General features: G+C 57.4%; 17 protein-coding genes. 8 read left to right on the top strand and 9 right to left on the bottom strand.

Features of this window, described 5'->3' with window-relative positions:
* Window positions 1–119 precede the first annotated feature (119 nt).
* From CIK74_RS14120 to CIK74_RS14105, 4 genes are all read left to right on the top strand, one after another.
* Window positions 120–2084: a M13-type metalloendopeptidase gene (locus CIK74_RS14120; RefSeq protein ID WP_170947895.1), complete on the top strand. Its 1965-nt coding sequence runs from the start codon at window positions 120–122 to the stop codon at window positions 2082–2084.
* Between the two features lie 122 nt (window positions 2085–2206).
* On the top strand, window positions 2207–3721 hold the full coding sequence (lysS, locus tag CIK74_RS14115; RefSeq protein ID WP_096256844.1) for a lysine--tRNA ligase: 1515 nt from the start codon (window positions 2207–2209) through the stop codon (window positions 3719–3721).
* A gap of 311 nt (window positions 3722–4032) precedes the next feature.
* The gene (locus CIK74_RS14110; protein ID WP_096256843.1) at window positions 4033–4353 is read left to right on the top strand and encodes an Lsr2 family protein; all 321 of its coding nucleotides are present in this window, start codon (window positions 4033–4035) and stop codon (window positions 4351–4353) included.
* Window positions 4354–4645: 292 nt separating this feature from the next.
* The gene (locus CIK74_RS14105) at window positions 4646–7159 is read left to right on the top strand and encodes an ATP-dependent Clp protease ATP-binding subunit (RefSeq protein ID WP_096256842.1); all 2514 of its coding nucleotides are present in this window, start codon (window positions 4646–4648) and stop codon (window positions 7157–7159) included.
* Between the two features lie 72 nt (window positions 7160–7231).
* Here CIK74_RS14105 and CIK74_RS14100 read toward each other — a convergent pair whose 3' ends face one another.
* The 4 genes from CIK74_RS14100 to CIK74_RS14085 are packed head-to-tail and all read right to left on the bottom strand — an operon-like array spanning window position 7232 to window position 9728.
* Window positions 7232–7672: a DUF1801 domain-containing protein gene (locus CIK74_RS14100; RefSeq protein ID WP_170947894.1), complete on the bottom strand. Its 441-nt coding sequence runs from the start codon at window positions 7670–7672 to the stop codon at window positions 7232–7234.
* Between the two features lie 12 nt (window positions 7673–7684).
* Window positions 7685–8092 (bottom strand): VOC family protein, encoded by a 408-nt coding sequence (locus CIK74_RS14095; protein ID WP_096256840.1) that lies wholly within the window; start codon window positions 8090–8092, stop codon window positions 7685–7687.
* 47 nt (window positions 8093–8139) lie between these two features.
* On the bottom strand, window positions 8140–8529 hold the full coding sequence (locus CIK74_RS14090; RefSeq protein ID WP_096256839.1) for a helix-turn-helix transcriptional regulator: 390 nt from the start codon (window positions 8527–8529) through the stop codon (window positions 8140–8142).
* Window positions 8529–9728, bottom strand: coding sequence for an MFS transporter (locus CIK74_RS14085; RefSeq protein ID WP_170947893.1), 1200 nt, complete (start codon window positions 9726–9728; stop codon window positions 8529–8531). Before CIK74_RS14085 ends, CIK74_RS14090 begins: the two co-directional genes overlap by 1 nt.
* 115 nt (window positions 9729–9843) lie before the next feature.
* On the opposite strand from CIK74_RS14085, the gene CIK74_RS14080 reads away from it, so the two are divergent.
* Window positions 9844–10353, top strand: a complete 510-nt coding sequence (locus tag CIK74_RS14080) for an amino-acid N-acetyltransferase (protein WP_240520553.1) — start codon at window positions 9844–9846, stop codon at window positions 10351–10353.
* Here the strand turns inward: CIK74_RS14080 and CIK74_RS14075 are convergent.
* Both CIK74_RS14075 and CIK74_RS14070 read right to left on the bottom strand, forming a co-directional pair.
* Complete coding sequence (locus CIK74_RS14075) at window positions 10350–11150, bottom strand: DUF1206 domain-containing protein (RefSeq protein WP_205738291.1); 801 nt, start codon at window positions 11148–11150, stop codon at window positions 10350–10352. The genes CIK74_RS14080 and CIK74_RS14075 overlap by 4 nt on opposite strands.
* A gap of 52 nt (window positions 11151–11202) precedes the next feature.
* The gene (locus CIK74_RS14070; RefSeq protein WP_096256836.1) at window positions 11203–12111 is read right to left on the bottom strand and encodes an A/G-specific adenine glycosylase; all 909 of its coding nucleotides are present in this window, start codon (window positions 12109–12111) and stop codon (window positions 11203–11205) included.
* 85 nt (window positions 12112–12196) lie between these two features.
* On the opposite strand from CIK74_RS14070, the gene CIK74_RS14065 reads away from it, so the two are divergent.
* Window positions 12197–12799: a hypothetical protein gene (locus tag CIK74_RS14065; RefSeq protein ID WP_096256835.1), complete on the top strand. Its 603-nt coding sequence runs from the start codon at window positions 12197–12199 to the stop codon at window positions 12797–12799.
* Here the strand turns inward: CIK74_RS14065 and disA are convergent.
* The 3 genes from disA to CIK74_RS14050 are packed head-to-tail and all read right to left on the bottom strand — an operon-like array spanning window position 12796 to window position 16479.
* Window positions 12796–13869: a DNA integrity scanning diadenylate cyclase DisA gene (gene disA / locus CIK74_RS14060; protein WP_096256834.1), complete on the bottom strand. Its 1074-nt coding sequence runs from the start codon at window positions 13867–13869 to the stop codon at window positions 12796–12798. The genes CIK74_RS14065 and disA overlap by 4 nt on opposite strands.
* A gap of 33 nt (window positions 13870–13902) precedes the next feature.
* Complete coding sequence (gene radA / locus CIK74_RS14055; protein WP_096256833.1) at window positions 13903–15297, bottom strand: DNA repair protein RadA; 1395 nt, start codon at window positions 15295–15297, stop codon at window positions 13903–13905.
* 30 nt (window positions 15298–15327) lie between these two features.
* Window positions 15328–16479 carry an FUSC family protein gene (locus tag CIK74_RS14050; protein ID WP_229677154.1) on the bottom strand — a complete coding sequence of 384 codons (1152 nt, stop codon included), beginning with the start codon at window positions 16477–16479 and terminating at the stop codon, window positions 15328–15330.
* A 235-nt stretch (window positions 16480–16714) separates the two neighbouring features.
* Between CIK74_RS14050 and pstS the strand changes: the two genes are divergently transcribed.
* Together pstS and pstC are read left to right on the top strand one after the other, a co-directional pair.
* Complete coding sequence (pstS, locus tag CIK74_RS14045; protein ID WP_096256831.1) at window positions 16715–17830, top strand: phosphate ABC transporter substrate-binding protein PstS; 1116 nt, start codon at window positions 16715–16717, stop codon at window positions 17828–17830.
* A 106-nt stretch (window positions 17831–17936) separates the two neighbouring features.
* Window positions 17937–18872 (top strand): phosphate ABC transporter permease subunit PstC, encoded by a 936-nt coding sequence (pstC, locus tag CIK74_RS14040; RefSeq protein ID WP_096256830.1) that lies wholly within the window; start codon window positions 17937–17939, stop codon window positions 18870–18872.
* The last annotated feature ends 1 nt before the right edge of the window (window position 18873 follow it).

The following is an 18873-nucleotide window of genomic DNA, read 5'->3' as shown; positions in this document are numbered from 1 at the left end:
TCGGGGCCTCACCTGTTTAAGCCGTCGGCGCATATATGGCTCAGCTCGTTCAGGGCAAAGAACTAATAGCTACAGTGAATAGTAGATACTACTAGATCTGCTATATAGGGAGCCCCTCGTTGACGTCTGATGCGCTGAAATATCTCGATGATTCCGTCCGCCCTCAGGATGACCTGTATCGCCACTCGAACGGCAAGTGGTTCGACTCGGCATCGATTCCAAGCGATCAGGGGCTATACGGATCATTCATGGAACTGCGTGATGACGCAGAAGACGCGGTTCACGCGATCATCACCGAAGCGGTCCAGTCATACGAGGCAGGCACCCAGACAGAGGGCCCCACTAAGCGTATTGCCGAGCTCTATGGCAGCTTTATGAATGAAGAAGTGATTGAAGCGCGTGGCGCCGATCCTGTCGCGCAGTACCTACGCGAAATTGCGCAACTTTCGACGGCTGAACAGCTAATTGAGCTGTCTGGATCTTTCTACCGCAAGGGTATCAGCGGATTCCTCGCCTCCGGTGCGATGAACGACGCAGGAAATCCAGAGCGCAACCTACTGACTTTCTTGCAGGCTGGCCTTGGGCTACCAGACGAGTCTTACTACCGTGAAGAGCAGTTCACGCAGACGGTAGAGGATTATCGGGATCACCTAAGTCGATTGTTAGAACTCGGTGGCATTGAATCTCCGAAGAGCGCGGCGACCTCGGTGGTGGACTTGGAAACAAAGATTGCGAGTCACCATTGGGACCGAGTTAAGGTCCGCGACGCTCAAGCGCGCTACAACTTGATGAACCAAGACGAAGTTCTTGCGCTGTTCCCTGGTCTGCGTAACTGGTTGCAGGGTGCCGGTATCGACTCGAAGTACAGTGCGGAGGTAGTCCTCTGGCAGCCAAGCTACTTCAAGGCACTCTCTGAGCTACTCAACACTGAGCCACTAGAGAGCTGGAAGAGCTGGCTTACTGTGCAGGTCTTGCGTTCCTTCGCACCGTATCTGTCTAGTGCATTTGTCAATGAAAACTTCTCCTTCTACGCAGCGAAGCTGGGCGGCGTGGAAACCCTTAAGGAACGCTGGAAGCGCGGCGTTTCGTTCACCGAGGGCGGCGTAGGGGAAGACATCGGTCAACTTTACGTGGCCAAGCATTTCCCACAAGAAGCTAAGACCGCAATGGATGCTTTAGTTGAGCGACTCACTGAGGCCTATCGTATTTCCATCTCAAATCTGCCTTGGATGGGTGCTGAAACGATTGAGAAGGCGCTGGAAAAGTTGTCGATGTTCCGGCCAAAGATCGGATACCCCGATGAATGGATCGACTACTCTTCGATTACTACCGACCCGTTGGACGTCATTGCTAATCTTGCATCGGCCAACGAATTCGAATTTAAGCGTGAGCTAAAGAAGATTGATGACGGGGTGGATCGCGAACTGTGGTTCATGTACCCGCAGACGGTCAACGCTTACTACCATCCGCTACTCAACGAGATAGCCTTCCCGGCGGCCATCCTGCGCCTGCCGTTCTTCGACAAAGATCGCGACATTGCCTCCAATTTCGGTGCCATCGGCGCGGTCATCGGACACGAAATCGGTCACGGCTTTGACGATCAGGGCTCGCAGTATGACGGCACCGGCCAGCTCACAAACTGGTGGACCGAAGAAGACCGAGCTGCCTTTGAAAAGCTCACCGGGAAGCTCATTGACCAGTACAACGCGCTGAGCCCTTCAGAAGCACCAGATCATCAGGTCAACGGTCAACTGACTCTCGGCGAAAACATTGGTGACCTCGGTGGACTAGGCATCGCGTACCAGGCATACAAGCTAGAACTGACAGCACGAGGTATCGCAGAAGATGAGGTGATCGACGGTGTTACCGGCGATCAGCGCTTCTTCTACGCCTGGGCGGAATGCTGGCGTACGCTGATCCGTCCGGAAACCGCGGTTGTCAGGGTGACCACAGACCCGCACGCTCCGGGCGAGTTCCGCTGTAATCAGGTGCCAAAAAACTTGGCAGCCTTCCATGAGGCTTTTGACACGAAACCAGGCGACGGAATGTGGCTAGACCCGGCTGACCGCGTAACCATCTGGTAGTGCCGAAACAAGGTGCAGGGAGTGATCCCGGCACCTTGTTTTCGTTAAGCCATAGAGATCACCATGTAAGTCGCATCATGATCCGGCCACAGAGCAATGAATGACACGTAGAATGGACTATTGTGACTTCCCAAAATAATTCCGTAGATAGCACCGATCCGAACGACCAGCGTCAGGTCCGCATCGATAAGCGCAACGCCCTGCTGGCAAACGGCGAGGAAGCCTTCCCGGTTGGGGTGGCACGCACTCATACTTTGCAGCAGGTCCGTGAACTGTTCCCAGATCTAGAGCCGGACCAAGCGACCGGTCAGAGCGTCGGCGTTGCCGGACGTATCGTCTTTATGCGCAATACCGGCAAGCTCTGCTTCGCCACGTTGCAGGAGGGTGGCCCCAAGGGCGCCGGAACTCGTCTGCAGGTTATGCTCTCGCTGGCCAACGTCGGCGAGGAGCGCTTAGCCCAGTGGAAGTCCCTGGTGGACCTCGGGGACCACGTGTTTATCACCGGTGAGGTAATTTCCTCGCGCCGAGGCGAGCTTTCGGTCATGGCCGAGGGGTTTGAGATGGCTTCCAAGGCCTTGCGCCCCCTTCCAGTGCTGCACGCAGACTTGAACGAAGAAACGCGTGTGCGTCAGCGTTACGCAGATTTGATCGTGCGCAATGAGGCCCGCGAGATGGTGTACAAGCGCGCAGCGATCATCCGCGCCGTGCGTAACACCCTAGAAAACCACGAGTACGTCGAGGTGGAAACCCCGATGTTGCAGCTGGTGCATGGTGGCGCCTCGGCCCGCCCATTCAAAACCCACCTGAACGCTTTTGATCAGGAAATGACCATGCGCATCGCGCTTGAGCTATACCTGAAGCGCGCTGTCGTTGGCGGCGTGGATCGCGTCTTCGAAATTGGACGAATCTTCCGTAACGAGGGCGTGGACTCCACGCACTCGCCAGAATTCACCATGCTCGAATGCTATGAAGCCTATGCAGACCAGTACGTGATGGCCAAGCGCATGCAGGAAATCATCCTCAACGCTGCGGACGCCGTCGGCGCTGGCCGAACCTTGGAGACCGCCAAGGGAACCATCAACCTTGATGGTGAGTGGCGCTGGTTGAGCGTCTACCCGGGACTCTCTGAAGCTGTGGGTGTGGAAATCACCCCGGAGACGGACGCCTCGGTACTACGCGAAGTCGCCGCAAAGCACGAAGTTAAGATTGATCCGTCGTGGAGCGCGCAGAAACTGGTTATCGAGCTCTTCGGTGAGATCGTCGAGCCGAACTTGATCGACCCAACCTTTGTGTGTGATTACCCGCCGCTGGCACAGCCACTGGCTCGTCCACACCGCTCGAAGCCTGGCGTAATCGAAGCCTGGGACCTGATTATTGGTGGCATGGAGCGCGGAACCGCATTCTCCGAGCTCATTGACCCGGTCATCCAGCGCGAACGCCTCACCGAACAGTCGCTGATGGCTGCCGGCGGAGACCCCGAAGCGATGCAGCTTGATGAGGACTTCCTGCGTGCGCTGGAATATGGTGCTCCACCAATGGGTGGTATCGGCTTGGGCATTGACCGCCTAGTGATGCTCTTTACCGATCTAGGTATTCGCGAAACTATTTTGTTCCCATTACTCAAGCCGGAGGCCTAAAGTCCATGCCGTATGTAGAGGCTATTGTTCCGACTATCGCTTTGGCACTCATTTTTTGGTACGCGATGAAAGCGATTACAAACGCTGACAGAAATGAACGTAAGGCTCAGGCTGAAGCCGAGGCAAAATTCATGGATCGCGGTAATTCGGAATCTGGAACGCCCGGGAAATAGGATAAACCTAGTAATTCCCTCCTAATTATTTGTTGCATTCGGATTTATTGCGAAATTTGACTATACTTGATTTCTGCAATGAACTTTGAGCTCTTTGGAGCTTAGTTCAGCAAATCCACGCATGGAGGAAATAGAATAATGGCACGTCAGGTTCAGATTGCCCTGATTGACGACATTGATGGTAGCGAAGCTGTTGAGTCCATTTCGTTTAGTGTTGCTGGTCAGCACTTCGAAATGGATTTAAATACGGAGCACGCCGACGAATTCCGTGCGGCCTTAGAGCCATATATCGATGCTGCACGTTCAGCCAAGCAGAGCAGCACGAGTGAAGCCCCTGCAATTCGCGCATGGGCTAAAGAAAATAACATCAAGGTCAACGCTCGCGGGCGTTTGAATGCTGATGTTGTGGATGCCTATAACGCAGCAATGCGTAAGGGTGGCCGAGGTCGCGCCAAGTAATTTACTGGGTGTTCAATAAGTCTCTACAAGGGGCCGAAGTATCGAAAGATACTTCGGCCCCTTGCTTGTATCACGAGTACATTACGGTCTTTTTGTTTGGTGTACCAATGAATGTTCAAGCCTGATGAAATAAGTCGGAAATTTAATGAACTAATTAGCGCACCAAATATTGGTATGCCATTGAATTATGGAGAAATCTACGCCTTCCGGTTATCCCTATGGCGAACAAGGGCGCATTGTGGCCGTCGGATGCGTAGCATCGAACTATTGGTAAGCAAGGAGTGTGCCGAAGATGTTTGAGAGATTTACTGACCGTGCCCGTCGAGTTGTCGTGCTCGCCCAAGAAGAGGCGCGCATGCTCAACCACAACTACATCGGCACCGAGCACCTGCTGCTCGGTCTTATCCACGAAGGTGATGGGGTGGCCGCAAAGGCGCTCGAATCGCTGAATATTTCGTTGGGTGCCGTGCGTGAGCAGGTGCAGGAGATTATCGGTAAGGGCCAGCAGGCCCCTTCCGGTCATATCCCCTTCACTCCACGCGCCAAAAAGGTTTTGGAGCTTTCGCTACGCGAAGCGTTGCAGCTGGGTCATAACTACATTGGAACCGAGCACATTCTGCTCGGCTTGATCCGCGAAGGCGAGGGCGTCGCAGCCCAGGTGCTGGTGAAGCTGGGTGCCGACCTTGGTCGCGTGCGCCAGCAGGTCATCCAGCTGCTCTCGGGCTACCAGGGAAGTAAGGACACCGCCTCGGCTGGTGTTAGCTCTGGTGGACAGTCCGAGGGAACCCCTGCGGGATCTGCAGTACTGGACCAGTTCGGTCGCAACCTCACCGCAGCAGCCCGCGAAGGCAAGCTGGACCCGGTGATCGGTCGCGAACACGAGATGGAACGCGTTATGCAGGTCCTCTCGCGTCGTACCAAGAACAACCCGGTACTCATTGGTGAGCCAGGCGTCGGTAAGACCGCGGTAGTTGAGGGCCTAGCCCAGGCGATCGTGCGTGGAGACGTCCCGGAAACCATCAAGGACAAGCAGCTGTACACCCTGGACCTCGGTTCACTGGTGGCCGGCTCACGTTACCGCGGTGACTTCGAAGAGCGCCTGAAGAAGGTGCTCAAGGAAATCCGTACCCGCGGAGACATTATCTTGTTCATCGACGAGATCCACACCCTCGTGGGTGCAGGTGCCGCCGAGGGCGCTATCGACGCTGCCTCGATCCTCAAGCCAATGCTGGCTCGTGGCGAGCTGCAGACCGTCGGTGCAACCACCTTGGATGAGTACCGCAAGAACATCGAGAAGGACGCGGCTCTTGAGCGTCGTTTCCAGCCGATTCAGGTCAAGGAGCCTTCGGTCGAGCTGACCACGCAGATTCTGCGTGGCCTGCGTGACCGCTACGAAGCGCACCACCGCGTGACCATCACCGACGGTGCACTGCAGGCAGCTGCCACGCTGGCGCACCGTTACATCTCGGATCGTTTCCTGCCCGATAAGGCCGTTGACTTGATCGACGAGGCCGGTGCTCGACTGCGCATTCAGCGCATGACCGCACCTCCGGCGTTGAAGGAAATGGACGAGGAAATCGCCACCGTGCGACTGGAGAAGGAAGCTGCGATTGATGCGCAGGACTTCGAAGGTGCCGCATCGCTGCGCGATAAGGAATCCAAGCTCATCGAGGCCCGTAACGAGAAGGAAAAGTCCTGGCGCAATGGCGACCTCGACGAAATCTCCGAGGTCACCGAGGAACTCATCGCCGAAGTTTTGGCTAACTCCACAGGTATCCCAGTGGTGAAGCTGACCGAGGAAGAGTCCACGCGTCTGATGAACATGGAAGACGAGCTGCACAAGCGTGTGGTCGGCCAGGATTCGGCAATCAAGGTGATTAGCCAGGCGATCCGCCGTACCCGTGCAGGTCTGAAGGATCCAAACCGCCCAGGCGGCTCGTTCATCTTCGCCGGTCCAACCGGTGTAGGTAAAACCGAGCTGGCAAAGGCTTTGGCCGAGTTCCTCTTCGGTGAAGAAGACGCGCTGATTACTTTGGACATGTCCGAGTACTCCGAGAAGCACACCGTTTCGCGACTCTTCGGTGCCCCTCCGGGTTACGTCGGTTACGAAGAAGGCGGACAGCTGACCGAGAAGGTTCGCCGTCGTCCATTCGCCGTAGTGCTCTTTGACGAGGTGGAGAAGGCCCACTCGGACCTGTTCAACTCGTTGCTGCAGATCTTGGAAGACGGTCGTTTGACCGACTCGCAGGGTCGCGTGGTCGACTTCAAGAACACCATCATCATCATGACCACCAACCTTGGTACCCGAGATATCTCCAAGGGTGTCATGACAGGTTTCCAGGCATCGGCCGATACTCGTACCGGGTACGAGCGGATGCAGGCAAAGGTTCAGGAAGAACTGCGTCAGCATTTCCGTCCGGAATTCTTGAACCGCGTTGATGACATCGTGGTCTTCCCACAGCTGGACCAGGACGAGATCGAAGAGATCGTTGATCTGTTCGTCGGACGTCTGGCCAAGCGACTAGATGATCGCGGTATGACCATCGAACTGACTCCGGCCGCACGCAAGCTTTTGGCCGAGCGTGGCTACGATCCAGCCATGGGTGCTCGTCCATTGCGTCGCACGATCCAGCGCGATATTGAAGATCAACTCTCTGAGAAGATCCTCTTCGGGCAGATCGTCTCAGGGCAGAAGATCACTGTTGACGTCGAAGGCGAAGCGGAGACACGCAAGTTTGTCTTCCACGCAGAAGGTGGAACCGGTGAGCTGGAAGGCGAACCGGCACCAGCTGCGTTGGAAAGCTAAAGCTTAGGCAATAAAAACCACGGGTGAGGTATTCGGATAACTTCCGACTACCTCACCCGCGGTGCTTTTAACCTAGTTTTTCACTGCCTTGGCCACCAAATCGGTGAGCATTTTGAGATGTGTTTCTTCCAGCGCGGTGATCGCAAAAGAAGTTGGCCACAAGGTGCCCTCATCTAGCCGCGCCACATCGTTGAAGCCGAAAGTTAGATAGCGTGCCTCAAACTTCTTAGCATCTTGAATGAAGCACAAAACCTTGCCATCAAGAGCATAAGCGGGCATCCCGTACCAGAGCTTTGGCTCCAACTGTGGTGCCGTGCTGGTGATCAGCTGGTGCAGTCGCTGAGCTAGTTCCTTGTCGCTTCCTTCGAAGGAATCGATTTTTGCTTCCAGATCCGCTCGCGCGGCCTGCTGCTTCTCGGCCTTGCTCATGCGCTTCTTCGGAGCCTTTAGCTCGGCCGCACGTTCCTTCATTGCGGCTTTTTCTGCCGCGCTGAATCCCTGAGTGTCCGACATGTTCATAAACTCCTAAGCGCTTTGATTGATGCGAACCATATTTCCCGACGGATCGCGGAAGGCACAATCACGAGGTCCCCACGGTTGCTCGATAGGTTCCTGCAGGACTTCTGCCCCACTGGCGCTGATGGTTTGGAACACCGAGTCCAAATCATTGACGGAAAGCACCAGGCCACCTAGCGCTCCCTTGGCAACGAGTTCCGCGAGAGCGGCCGCGTCTTGCTCAGAGCGTCCAGCGCCTGGCGCAGAGAGTACCAAGTTCAGACCGGGCTGCCCAGATATTGCTAGCGATACCCAGCGGAACCCGCCGTGAGCTACATCCGAGACCACCTCAAGACCCAACGCGTCGCGGTAAAAAACTAAGGCTTCATCAACATCAAGTACGGTGACCGGAATATATTGCACACTAATATTTGTCATGAATTCAGCCTAGCGTCGGGGAAAATTCTGAGCTTCTTCAAAACTGCTCAAAATCGTGGAGGGCGCATCAGGATCTTGGCAATGCACGCTGGGATCTCCTCGGTCGCTAAATGCTCACGTGCCGCATAAGCCGAAGGGGATTCACCAACTATCTCGGTGAATCGGCTGCTAAAGGAACCAAGCGAACTCCACCCGACAGCCATGGCAGCGTCGGTTACCGAAACTCCGGCGCGTAAGAGCACCATGGCTCGTTCGATCCGGCGGGTCAACAGGTATGAGTAGGGTGTCTCGTCGTAAGCGCGCTTAAACTCCCGAGAAAAATGTGCGGGGGACATCAGTGCACGCCCCGCCATTGCAGGAACATCTAACGGATCCGCAAAATGCCGATCCATGAGGTCTCGTGCCCGGCGCAGATGAGCCAAGGTGGCCAGATCCATTAGCTGCGTTTTCGCAATACTAAGTACAGGCCGAGACCCACACAGCACAGGTACACCCCGGTTACCGCCAGCCAGCCGGTAGTGAACCCGCCAGGTGAGGAGATTAACGCACCCATAGCTAGTGGTCCAAAAGTAAACCCGGCAAACTGCCCGGCCGAGACAATGCCGGTGGAACTACCTAGCGAAGCTGCTGGAACCGCGCGTAACAACGCGGCCATCAACACCACCGAAACTCCAAGGGCCGCAGCACCATGTAAGAGCACCGCAAGCCATAACAGAGGCGCAGAATGCTGTACCTGGGCTTGCCAGAAGGTCAACGCACCACTGGTGGCTAACAGGGCTAAGGTGAGCAACAGTTTGGGTGCAGAGACTCCCTTAGACATCAGTGCTCCCCAGCCGATACGTGCGGCCACGCCGAAGGCTCCTGCCACGGCAGCGGTCAGGCCGCCTAAAAGCAATGAAAAGTGCAACTCGCGCACCGCAAACAAGGGAAGGTACACGTTGGTTGCCTGCACCCCCATACCGTTAATGAAGCCAAAAGCGGTCAACGTGATAACGATAAAACGGGTGGAAGGGCCGGTGGTGGTTGCCGTATTTTTCCGTGGCTTGCTCGCCGGGACTGGAAGTAGGGCGGTGGCGTTGATCAGTCTGACCGTCAACACCCCGAGCACCGCGGCAAGTATCGCTCCGACCAATGAAGCCCCGCGCCAGCCAATCCAGGCGGCCAACAACGGGAATCCGAGGCTGCCCACCAGCTGGCTTACCTGTACACCAGATTGTTTGATGCCCGTCCACGTGATGCGTTGTGCCCCTGGCACGCGTTGGACCAACACTCGATTGGTGACCCCGTTGGGGAAGGACTGCGCGAAGCCAGCGAACATCGCGGCCACGAGTAGTAACGCGTAACCACTGGGAATAGCCGCCAAGGCAAGTGCGGCAGCCGATAGACCAAAAACGATGATGAATAAGCTGGCATCGGTGCGCCGATCAGCGAACTTACTGAAGGCGGCGTTACCGATAGCTGCACAACCGAAACATACGGTGGCAAGTAAACCGAACTGCGTCTCGCTGATTTGCAGCTCCGAAATAACCAGGTCGCTGGTGGCACTGAGCCCGTAGGTAAACAACGGGGCGATACCTACTGAGGCCAGGAGCACTAGCAGCAAGCCGGCTCCGGGTTTCGCCATATGCTGTTGCATCGTGCTCCCTGATTTGTGGTTGCCCGCCCTTAGTGTTGCATATTGCTTGGCTGATATGTCACAAAAAAGACTTCAGTGCTTGGGTGGGCTTGGTTACGGGAATAGTATGTGGCAGGTGAATACTTTTACCGTCCGCTCAGCCCGTACCAGCGATGTCGCGAAAATTAGGGACCTTGTGCGCCCGCTCGCGGTAGACCGAATCTTGCTGGATAAGGAAGCGGTAACCTACTACGAGTCCATACAAGAGTTCGTCATCGCCGAAGACGCTAGCGGTGGCGAAGTAGTCGGCTGTGGTGGACTGCACGTGATCTGGGAAGATATCGCAGAGATCCGCACGCTGGCCTCCAGCACCAAATACCGCGGTCAGGGTGTTGGGCATGTGCTGATTGAAGAATTACTGCGCAGAGCCAAAGAAGTCGGAGTGTCCCGGGTATTCTGCCTGACCTTCGAAGTGGAATTTTTTGAACGTCATGGGTTCACCGTGATGGCCGATCAATCCGCGGTCGACCAAGAGGTGTATCAGGAACTACTGCACTCGCGTGATGAGGGCGTGGCAGAATTCCTGGACCTCGCGCGGGTGAAGCCAAATACCTTGGGCAATACCCGAATGATCTTGACCTTCTAGTCCATCGAATCGTAGCGTGCACGGAAGAGTAGATATACCGCGTAGGCCAGCAGTCCAGCACCGATGGCCGCTAGCGCGACAGAACCAAAGCTTTGGTCTCGAATGGCTTTGAGCGCCCCATCAATTCCCGTTGCTTCTTCTGGGTCATGCTGAATTGTGGCGACAATAAACAGTAAGCCAAGAGCCCCAAGAACCAGGCCCTTGGCGATGTAGCCGACTGTTCCGGTGATTTTGACTGCGGGGGAGATCGCAGTGCCACCAGTGGTTTTTAGGTCTTTTAGGAACCTGCGGGTCACGCCGCGGAAGACGAAAAACCCGCCTATGCCGATCACCGTGGCGCCAAAAATAATCAATGCGATCTGCCCGGCCGGATGCCCCATCAGCTCACCGCTGAGGCTGGTAGCGGTCTTCTTGGAATCGCTACCACTGCCGATGGCGTAACGGCCAAAAGCGCCCCCGGTGAGCAGAAAAACTAACCCGGTGGACACAAATTTTATGCGCGTACGAAGTTTGTCGCTGTGGAGTAACGCCTGAGAAATATTCCATAAACCCAAAAGCAGGGATCCGGCGGCACAGACCCACAGCAACAGTTCACCAAATGGTTGCGACGCAAGTGCCTGGATGGCCCCGCTTTGATCTGCCTGAGCGGATCCACCGGTGGCGAGCACCAAGGCCAACGCGCCTAATACTCCGTGCAATATTCCATTGGCCACGTAACCGGACCTGGCCAATCGCCCAAACCAGGGGTGATCGGCTGCCCTGCGGGCGGCATTAGCCGCGTCTGCGCTTGCATTCATAGCCATAGCATAGGGCGGTACTGCCCCAAATACGATAAGTGGCGCGCGAAGCCTAGCTTGGCAGTCGGATACCTGCTTCTTCAGCAAGCGCTAATCCGTCGCTCAGCAGCCCGGCCAGTGCGCGTTCACGTTGCTCAAGCGGCGCGTCAAGCTTGTGCAGGGCTATATAGTCGCCGTGGCCTTGAAGCGCTAGATCCGTCAGGAAGGTTTCGCGGAGCACGGGTTCTTCGTGGGCCCGCAAGATCGCCATCATCGCCCCACGAACCTGGCGGTCGGTGCCCTTCCACGCTTGTCCTTTGGGCGCGTAGTGCGGTGCGGGTTGCCCTGCTTTAATCCACGCGCAGTGTTCATAGACCGGGCAAGCATCACATTTTGGTGAGCGTGCCGTGCAGATCAGCGCGCCGAGCTCCATGACCGAGATATTCCACAGATTTGCGCTTGAGTGCTCTTCGGGTTGAACCTGCTTGGCACGTGCGAACTCGCTGGCGCGCGGATTTGGTTCGGGTAACGCCATCCCACCAAATAACCGGGCGTGTACCCGGCGGATATTGGTATCAACGACTACGGTGCGTTGCCCGTAGGCGAAACAGGCAATGGCCGCGGCGGTGTACTCGCCGACCCCTGGAAGTGCACGCAGCTGCTGTTCGGTTTCCGGCACTTCACCGTTGTACTGGGTGGTGATTTCAATGGCGGCCGCATGCAAGCGCATGGCGCGGCGCGGATAGCCTAAACGGCCCCAGGCCTTTAACGCCTCGGACAAGGGCTCGGCGGCCAGGTCTTGAGGCCGTGGCCAACGGTGCATCCACTGCTCCCAGACCGGTAGCACGCGCACCACCGGAGTTTGCTGCAGCATGAATTCACTGACCATGACGGCCCAGCCGCTGACGCCAGGACGACGCCACGGAAGGTCGCGGGCATTGCGCTGGTACCAGTGATTAATTTGTTGGTGGATTTCTTGCACGTATCCACTCTAAGCGAGCCGATTCACGGTGTGGAATCGGCTGGCATTACCGGGCTGAGGCTCAGCGATGAACTAGCCTTAAGCCATGAGTAATGCATCGGGGGGAAAATCAGCGGCCAGCGTCTATCGCCGCCGGCGCATTGCCGTGGCCGTGATCGCTTTAGCGATCGTTGGCTTGCTGGTTTGGGGCGGCGTAGCGCTGGCCGGAATTCTTGGAGCCAGCACGCCAGTCGAGAACAAACCGCAAGCGGTGCCGAGCAGTTCGCCAAGCCCTAATGAGTCCGCTACACCGGACACGGGGGACAAATGCTCTTCGGATGAGGTAAAAATTACCGCCAGCACCGATGCCGGCTCGTACCCCACCGATAAGCAACCGGTGCTGATCCTAGGCATTGAGAACAGCTCAGAGCGTGAGTGCGAATTAAACGTGGGTACCACCCAACAAGAATTCTTGATCACCAGCGGCAACGACCGCATCTTCTCCACACTCGACTGTCTGACCGATGGTGAAGATGTGGCAATGAAAATGAAGCCGGGACAAAAAGAATCTGCCCGCTTCACCTGGTCCCGGCAACGCTCGGCCCCGGGCTGCAAGTCAGTCAACGTGAAACCACGTCCGGGAACCTACAAATTCACCGCAGCCTTAGGCGAAAACAATTCGGAGCCGGTGACCTTCCAGCTGGACTAGATGTACCGGTCCAAAAGTGAGGACTCGGCCATACGGGCCAGACCTTCGCGGATCGAACGCGCGCGCTGTTCACCGACGCCTTCGATTTCCATCAGCGAGGTGGTGGACGCCGCCATCAGGTGCTGCAAATTATCGAAGGCTGCCACCAGCCGCTCGCCGATAGCCTTGGGCACCGTGCGGATCTGTGAGAGCAACCGGTAACCCTTGGGGGTGAGTTGGTCATCTTGGCTCACGGTCGAATTCGGGAACAGGATCTTGGTGAGCGCTTCCAGCTCGACCAATTGTGCGTCGGTGATCTCGGCGAGCTTCTTCAGCGCCGCGTCAATATCCAGCTCCACACCCTCCGCATTTGAATAATCGCGCAGGATCAGCTGGTTATCGGCCTGCACGCCGGCGAGCAGTTCCGCGTGCTGGGCCGCGAGCAGGCGACCGTCTACGCCTAGTTCCAGTACATGCCGGGAGATCTCCTCGCTGGTTCGGCGTAACATTTCAGTGCGTTGCAGTACCGCGAGGACCTCACGAACCGTGGCCACATCTTCAATCTCCGCGGCAGACAGGGCGCTGGTGACCTGGTCCAACCGGTGCCGGTACCGCTCCAGGGTGGCTACCGCTTGGTTACCGCGCGCCAGCAGGCGCTCACTAGTTTCCAGCACATGGCGCTCGCCGGCCGCATATAGCGTGATGGTATGCATCGATTGGGAGACCGAGATGACCGGGAAACCGGTCTGTACTGCCACACGCTCGGCGGTGCGGTGCCGGGTTCCGGATTCTTGGGTTTCGATTGCAGCATCAGGCATGAGCTGTACCCCTGCTTGCAATACCTGTTTTCCCGTTGCATCAAGAATAATTGCGCCGTCCATCTTCGCTAGTTCGCGAATCCGGGTGGGGGTGTATTCGGTGTTAATCCGAAAACCGCCGGAGCAGATGGATTCAACTACCCGATCGTGACCTAGAACTATCAACGCTCCGGTACGTCCACGCTGGATGCGTTCAAGCCCTTGAGCTAGTTCGGTTCCCGGTGCGATCCGGGCCAGAGTGGTTAACAGTGCGGGGGTGGGGTGCAGTTTCACCGTGCGTCCTTTCAGCGGGCAGCAACCGCCATTTTATCCTGTTGGATTCTTTCGCTGGGTAAAGGCGACGTCTAGTGCCTCGGTGATCGATTCGACCTGAAAGACGCGAATACCGTCCGGGATATTTTTTAGCGGTTCTGGGGTAGAAGGTGCCATGGCAAAAGAGAATCCCAGCCGTGCAGCCTCGGTAATTCGTCGGGAAATTTCTGGCACCTGGCGCACCTCACCGGCCAACCCCACCTCGCCGAATGCGACAAAGTCTTGGGGAAGCGGAAAATCGTTCATTGACGAGGCGATCGCTAGGGCGCAGGCAAGGTCCGCTGCGGGTTCGGTAATTTTTACCCCACCGACAGTAGCGATGTAGGAGTCCATCGCGGACAGGTCCATGCGGGCTCGCGCCTGCAGTACCGCCAGCACCATTTGCGCGCGCGCCGGGTCTAAGCCACTGGTAGCGCGGCGCGGAGCCGGAGCGCTGGAGCGTGAAAGTAGGGTTTGCACCTCGGCGACCAAGGGGCGACGGCCCTCCAGCGTCACGGTAATGCAAGTACCTGGCACCGGGTTGCGGGTGCGGGTGACAAAAAGCTTTGAAGGGTCGGTCAGTGAATGAATGCCATCTTCATTCAAATCAAAGCAGCCCACCTCATCGGTGGCACCGTAGCGGTTTTTTAGCGCACGTAGGATGCGTAGTCGGGAGTGTTTCTCGCCGTCGAACTGGCAGACCACATCGACTAGGTGTTCGAGGAGTCGCGGGCCGGCAACCGAGCCTTCCTTAGTGACGTGACCGACCATAATGGTGGTCATCGCACGGGTTTTTGCGGCATTAATAATTGAGGCTGCGACCTCACGCACCTGTGACACGCCGCCGGCGGACCCGTCGATTTCAGCCGAAGAGAAGGTCTGCACGGAATCTAACACCAGCAGCTGGGGGTCAATTTCGCGAATCTGACCCAGTGCGAGCGACAGGTCGGTTTCCGCGGCCAGGTACAGATTATCTGCCACCGCATTAATCCGTTCGGCACGTGATTTAACCTGCGCCGCGGATTCCTCGCCGGTCAGATAAAGTACGCGCAGGCCGGTTGCCGCCGCCTTTGCAGCTACATCAAGCAGCAAGGTGGATTTTCCTACCCCGGGCTCCCCGGCTAGCAAGATCGCCGCGGCCGGGACGAGCCCGCCACCGAGTACGCGGTCCAGCTCGGAGACCCCGCTGGTGCGGAATGCCGCTGCCGAACCATCAATTTGCGCAATAGGTTGGGCAATGTGTGCCACCTTGGCGGCCGGTGCGGTGCGCGCGGTGACAGCGCCAACCTCGTCGACCGAACCCCAAGCTTGGCATTCGCCGCAACGGCCCACCCATTTAACCGTTGTCCAGCCGCATTCGGCGCATTTGTAGCTTGCGGAAGGCTTACTGCGTGTGGAGGTCTTGGCCATAGCTCAATGTTATCTAGCTAAACGGACAATTCAGCTCAGGCGAGGCAGTGGCCCCACAGCTTCTTCGTGATCTCGGCCGGCGGCCTGCAATAGGTCGACAACCATCGGGCGAAGCAGCAAGACCAGGCCTTCACCTTGCAACCCTTCGACGCCAAGTTCACGCGGGTCAAGTTGGGCCGCTACCGCTTCGAGCTGGTGCCTGGCGGCTTTCTCAAATTTTCTTTGTCCGGCCACGGTAGGTTCGCGCACCGAATGGGCCATCGTATTTACCGCTTCGGATACGTCACGCAGCAGTGGTGCCAGGCTTTGCGCGCCCTGCTCGGTCAGCGCGCTATTACTCAGCACCGAGGCCAGCCGGCGTGCAAAAACCCGACAGTTACGGGTGGCACGATCAAAGTGTTCAAAGCGTGAGGATAACCGGCTTAACTCGTGGCGATGTCTGCGTCCGGTAGGGGAGAGCGTTGCGACTTCGCGGGCCGTGCGGAAGGCTCCGGGAAGGGAATCGAGATGGCGTTGGGTGGCGCGAGCCTTGATCAGTGCGTGGAATGCTGCGCGGTGGTCATCGTCGCGGACCGCCCAGGAGCATTCGATCATCACCTCGGATAACTCCTTGAGTAGGTCAGAGAGGCCGCCCACCGGGGTGCGCCGTGGGTCGCTGGGCCACAGGATCACGATGAGCAACGCCAGCAGCGAGCCGGTCATCGCGTCAATGGAACGGGCAAAAGGTCCGTCGGCACTAATCGGCAGCAAAACAACAAGCGCCGACTGCATGCCGAGTTGAGTCGAGAAAATTGCGCCAGAATCCAGATAGCGGGCTACCACCAGAGACAGCGACATCACCGCGGCTGCCTGCCAAATGCCCTGCCCCCACCAGTGCATCAGCATGTCGCCCAGGGCTACGCCCAGGGTGCAGCCTAGTGCGACCTCTGCGGTGCGGCGGGTGGTGGTCGCCGATCCGAAGCCTAGAGATACCAGCGCGCTGGTGGCGGCAAAGATCGGGTCGGTATGTCCCCAGATGGCCGAAGCGATCCAGAATGCGCCTATTGCGCCCAGTGTCATGCGCGAGATGCGCGGTAGTGAGTTTCGGGTGCGCACCAGTCCGGAGCGGTTGCGTTGGCTCAGAAACTTCCACGCGCGCTGCGCTATTCCTGCTTGGGACATGTCACTAGTGTTCCATGACATGCTGCAAGAGCGAGCCTCGCGTCGGCGATGTTGCGCCCATTTGTGATGCGGGCGCCAAAAAACTCCAGAAATAAACCAGGTGATCGAGGTCACGTGAGATTCTGCGGGTTGTTAACCTTCCGTTCACCTTGGCTGGGTGATCTGGTTACCTACGGCGTTTAACGTCGTATACGAAGCGTGGCAGATGTCCGCTGTTGGTCACACTCAGATCATCTATAAATGGGGAGTAATACTCGTGAAGCTCAATCGTTTTGGCAGCGCTGCTGCAGTTCTTTCCGTCGCCGCGCTCGCACTGACCGCCTGTGGATCAGATAACCCAACCGCAGCCGCCGGCTCGGAGTCGGCCAGCAGCTCGGCTGCATCCGGCGTGACCGGCACGCTAACCGGCATCGGCGCTTCCAGCCAGAACTCGGCAATGGAAGCCTGGATTACCGGCTTCAAGGCTGAGAACGCGGACGCCAACGTGCAGTACTCGCCAGATGGTTCCGGCGCTGGCCGCGAAGCATTCCTGGCAGGCGGCGCACAGTTCGCCGGTTCGGACGCTTACCTGAAGCCAGAAGAAGCCGAAAAGGCTAAGGAAGTTTGCGGCCCAGAGGGTGCATTCAACATTCCTGCCTACGTCTCCCCGATCGCGATTGCCTTCAACCTTGAAGGCGTCGAAGAAATCAACATGGACGCAGCAACCATCGCCAAGGTGTTCAAGAAAGAAATCACCAAGTGGAACGATGAGGCTATCGCCAGCCAGAACCCAGATGTTGAACTGCCAGACACCGCGATCACCGTGGTACACCGCAACGACGAGTCCGGCACCACCGAGAACTTCGTTGAATACCTGAAGGCAGCAGCTGGCGACGTCTGGAACTACGATGTTTCCGGTGACTGGCCAAGCGACATCCAGTCGGAAAACGCTAAGGGCACCTCCGGCGTGGTCTCCACCACCACCTCCACCGACGGCGCCATCACCTACGCTGACTTCTCCGCAGTGGGCAAGCTGTCCACCGTGAACGTCAAGGTCGGCGAGGAATACACCAAGATCTCGGCCGAGGCAGCAGCCAAGGCACTAGAGACCGCTACCCCGGTCAAGGATGCAGCCGAGAACGATCTGGCGCTGGACCTTGAGCGTGACACCACCGAGGCTGGCACCTACCCAATCGTGCTGGTTTCGTACCACATCTTCTGCAGCTCCTACAAGGATCAGGCAACCGTTGACCTGGTCAAGGCCTTCGGCAACTACGTCATCTCCGACGCAGGCCAGAAGACCGCGCAGGATTCTGCCGGCAACGCCCCAATCTCGGCCGCAATTTCCGAGAAGGCTGCCAAGTCGATCGACGGCATCACCGTAGCCAAGTAGTATCCAAGCATGACCGCGTGGGCGGATTAAAGTGATCCGCCCACGTAAAACCCCTCCACCCCCACGACCTCGCAGTCGTAACCCCCTCCTTGTAAAGGCTCCTGCCATGACGACTAATGCTTTGAAGAGCAAGTCATCGACCTCGGGTCAAGCGGGCGACAAGATCTTCTCCGGCACCGCTTTGGCTGCCGGTGTGCTGATCCTAGTCACGCTGTTCGCCGTTGCGATCTTCTTGCTCATCCAGGCCCTGCCGACGTTTGTCGCCGACCCGGCCGACATTTCCGGCGGTGAAGGTTTCTTCGCCTACATCTGGCCGATTGTTATCGGTACCGTGATCGCTGCGGCGATCGCGCTCCTGATTGCCACCCCGGTAGGTATCGGTGTGGCCCTGTTTATTTCGCACTTTGCTCCACGTAAGGTCGCCGGCCCACTGGGCTACGTCATCGACCTGCTAGCCGCGATCCCTTCGGTGATCTACGGCGCGTGGGGTTATATGGTGCTCGCCCCGGCGCTGGTTCCAATCTTTGAATGGTTGGCAGCAAACCTGGGCTTCATCCCAATCTTCGCCGGTCCTGCCTCGCAGACCGGTAAAACCATGTTTACCGCAGGCATTGTGCTCGCGGTGATGGTCTTGCCGATCATCACCTCGCTGAGCCGTGAAATATTCTTGCAAACCCCTAAGCTCCATGAGGAAGCCGCGCTGGCATTGGGCGCTACCCGCTGGGAAATGATCACCACCGCGGTCATCCCCTTCGCGCGTCCGGGTATTATCTCGGCGGTCATGCTGGGTCTGGGCCGTGCACTGGGCGAAACCATGGCAGTGGCTCTGGTGTTGTCCACCGGCAACCTGATCCCATCGCTGATCAAATCCGGTAACCAGACGATCGCCGCGGAAATCGCGTTGAACTTCCCCGAGGCTTTCGGGTTGCGTCTGGCAGAACTGATCGCCGCCGGCCTGGTGCTGTTCTTGATCACGCTGATCGTGAATATGATCGCCCGTGGCATCATCGCCCGCCACAAGGAATTCTCGGGAGCTAACTGAT

Source organism: Glutamicibacter sp. BW77, from assembly GCF_002332285.1.
In the GTDB taxonomy this organism is placed as follows: Bacteria; Actinomycetota; Actinomycetes; order Actinomycetales; family Micrococcaceae; genus Glutamicibacter; species Glutamicibacter bergerei.
This window is presented reverse-complemented; position numbering and strand designations above follow the sequence as displayed.

Excerpts from the sequence above, each read along its gene's own strand:
- CIK74_RS14085 (WP_170947893.1), bottom strand. The coding sequence starts at position 9,728 with ATGCAACAGCATATGGCGAAACCCGGAGCCGGCTTGCTGCTAGTGCTC.
- CIK74_RS14110 (WP_096256843.1), top strand. The coding sequence starts at position 4,033 with ATGGCACGTCAGGTTCAGATTGCCCTGATTGACGACATTGATGGTAGC.
- CIK74_RS14090 (WP_096256839.1), bottom strand. The coding sequence starts at position 8,529 with ATGGATCTGGCCACCTTGGCTCATCTGCGCCGGGCACGAGACCTCATG.
- CIK74_RS14075 (WP_205738291.1), bottom strand. The coding sequence starts at position 11,150 with ATGAATGCAAGCGCAGACGCGGCTAATGCCGCCCGCAGGGCAGCCGAT.
- radA (WP_096256833.1), bottom strand. The coding sequence starts at position 15,297 with ATGGCCAAGACCTCCACACGCAGTAAGCCTTCCGCAAGCTACAAATGC.
- CIK74_RS14065 (WP_096256835.1), top strand. The coding sequence starts at position 12,197 with ATGAGTAATGCATCGGGGGGAAAATCAGCGGCCAGCGTCTATCGCCGC.
- CIK74_RS14100 (WP_170947894.1), bottom strand. The coding sequence starts at position 7,672 with ATGTCGGACACTCAGGGATTCAGCGCGGCAGAAAAAGCCGCAATGAAG.
- pstC (WP_096256830.1), top strand. The coding sequence starts at position 17,937 with ATGACGACTAATGCTTTGAAGAGCAAGTCATCGACCTCGGGTCAAGCG.
- CIK74_RS14095 (WP_096256840.1), bottom strand. The coding sequence starts at position 8,092 with ATGACAAATATTAGTGTGCAATATATTCCGGTCACCGTACTTGATGTT.
- CIK74_RS14050 (WP_229677154.1), bottom strand. The coding sequence starts at position 16,479 with ATGTCATGGAACACTAGTGACATGTCCCAAGCAGGAATAGCGCAGCGC.
- CIK74_RS14105 (WP_096256842.1), top strand. The coding sequence starts at position 4,646 with ATGTTTGAGAGATTTACTGACCGTGCCCGTCGAGTTGTCGTGCTCGCC.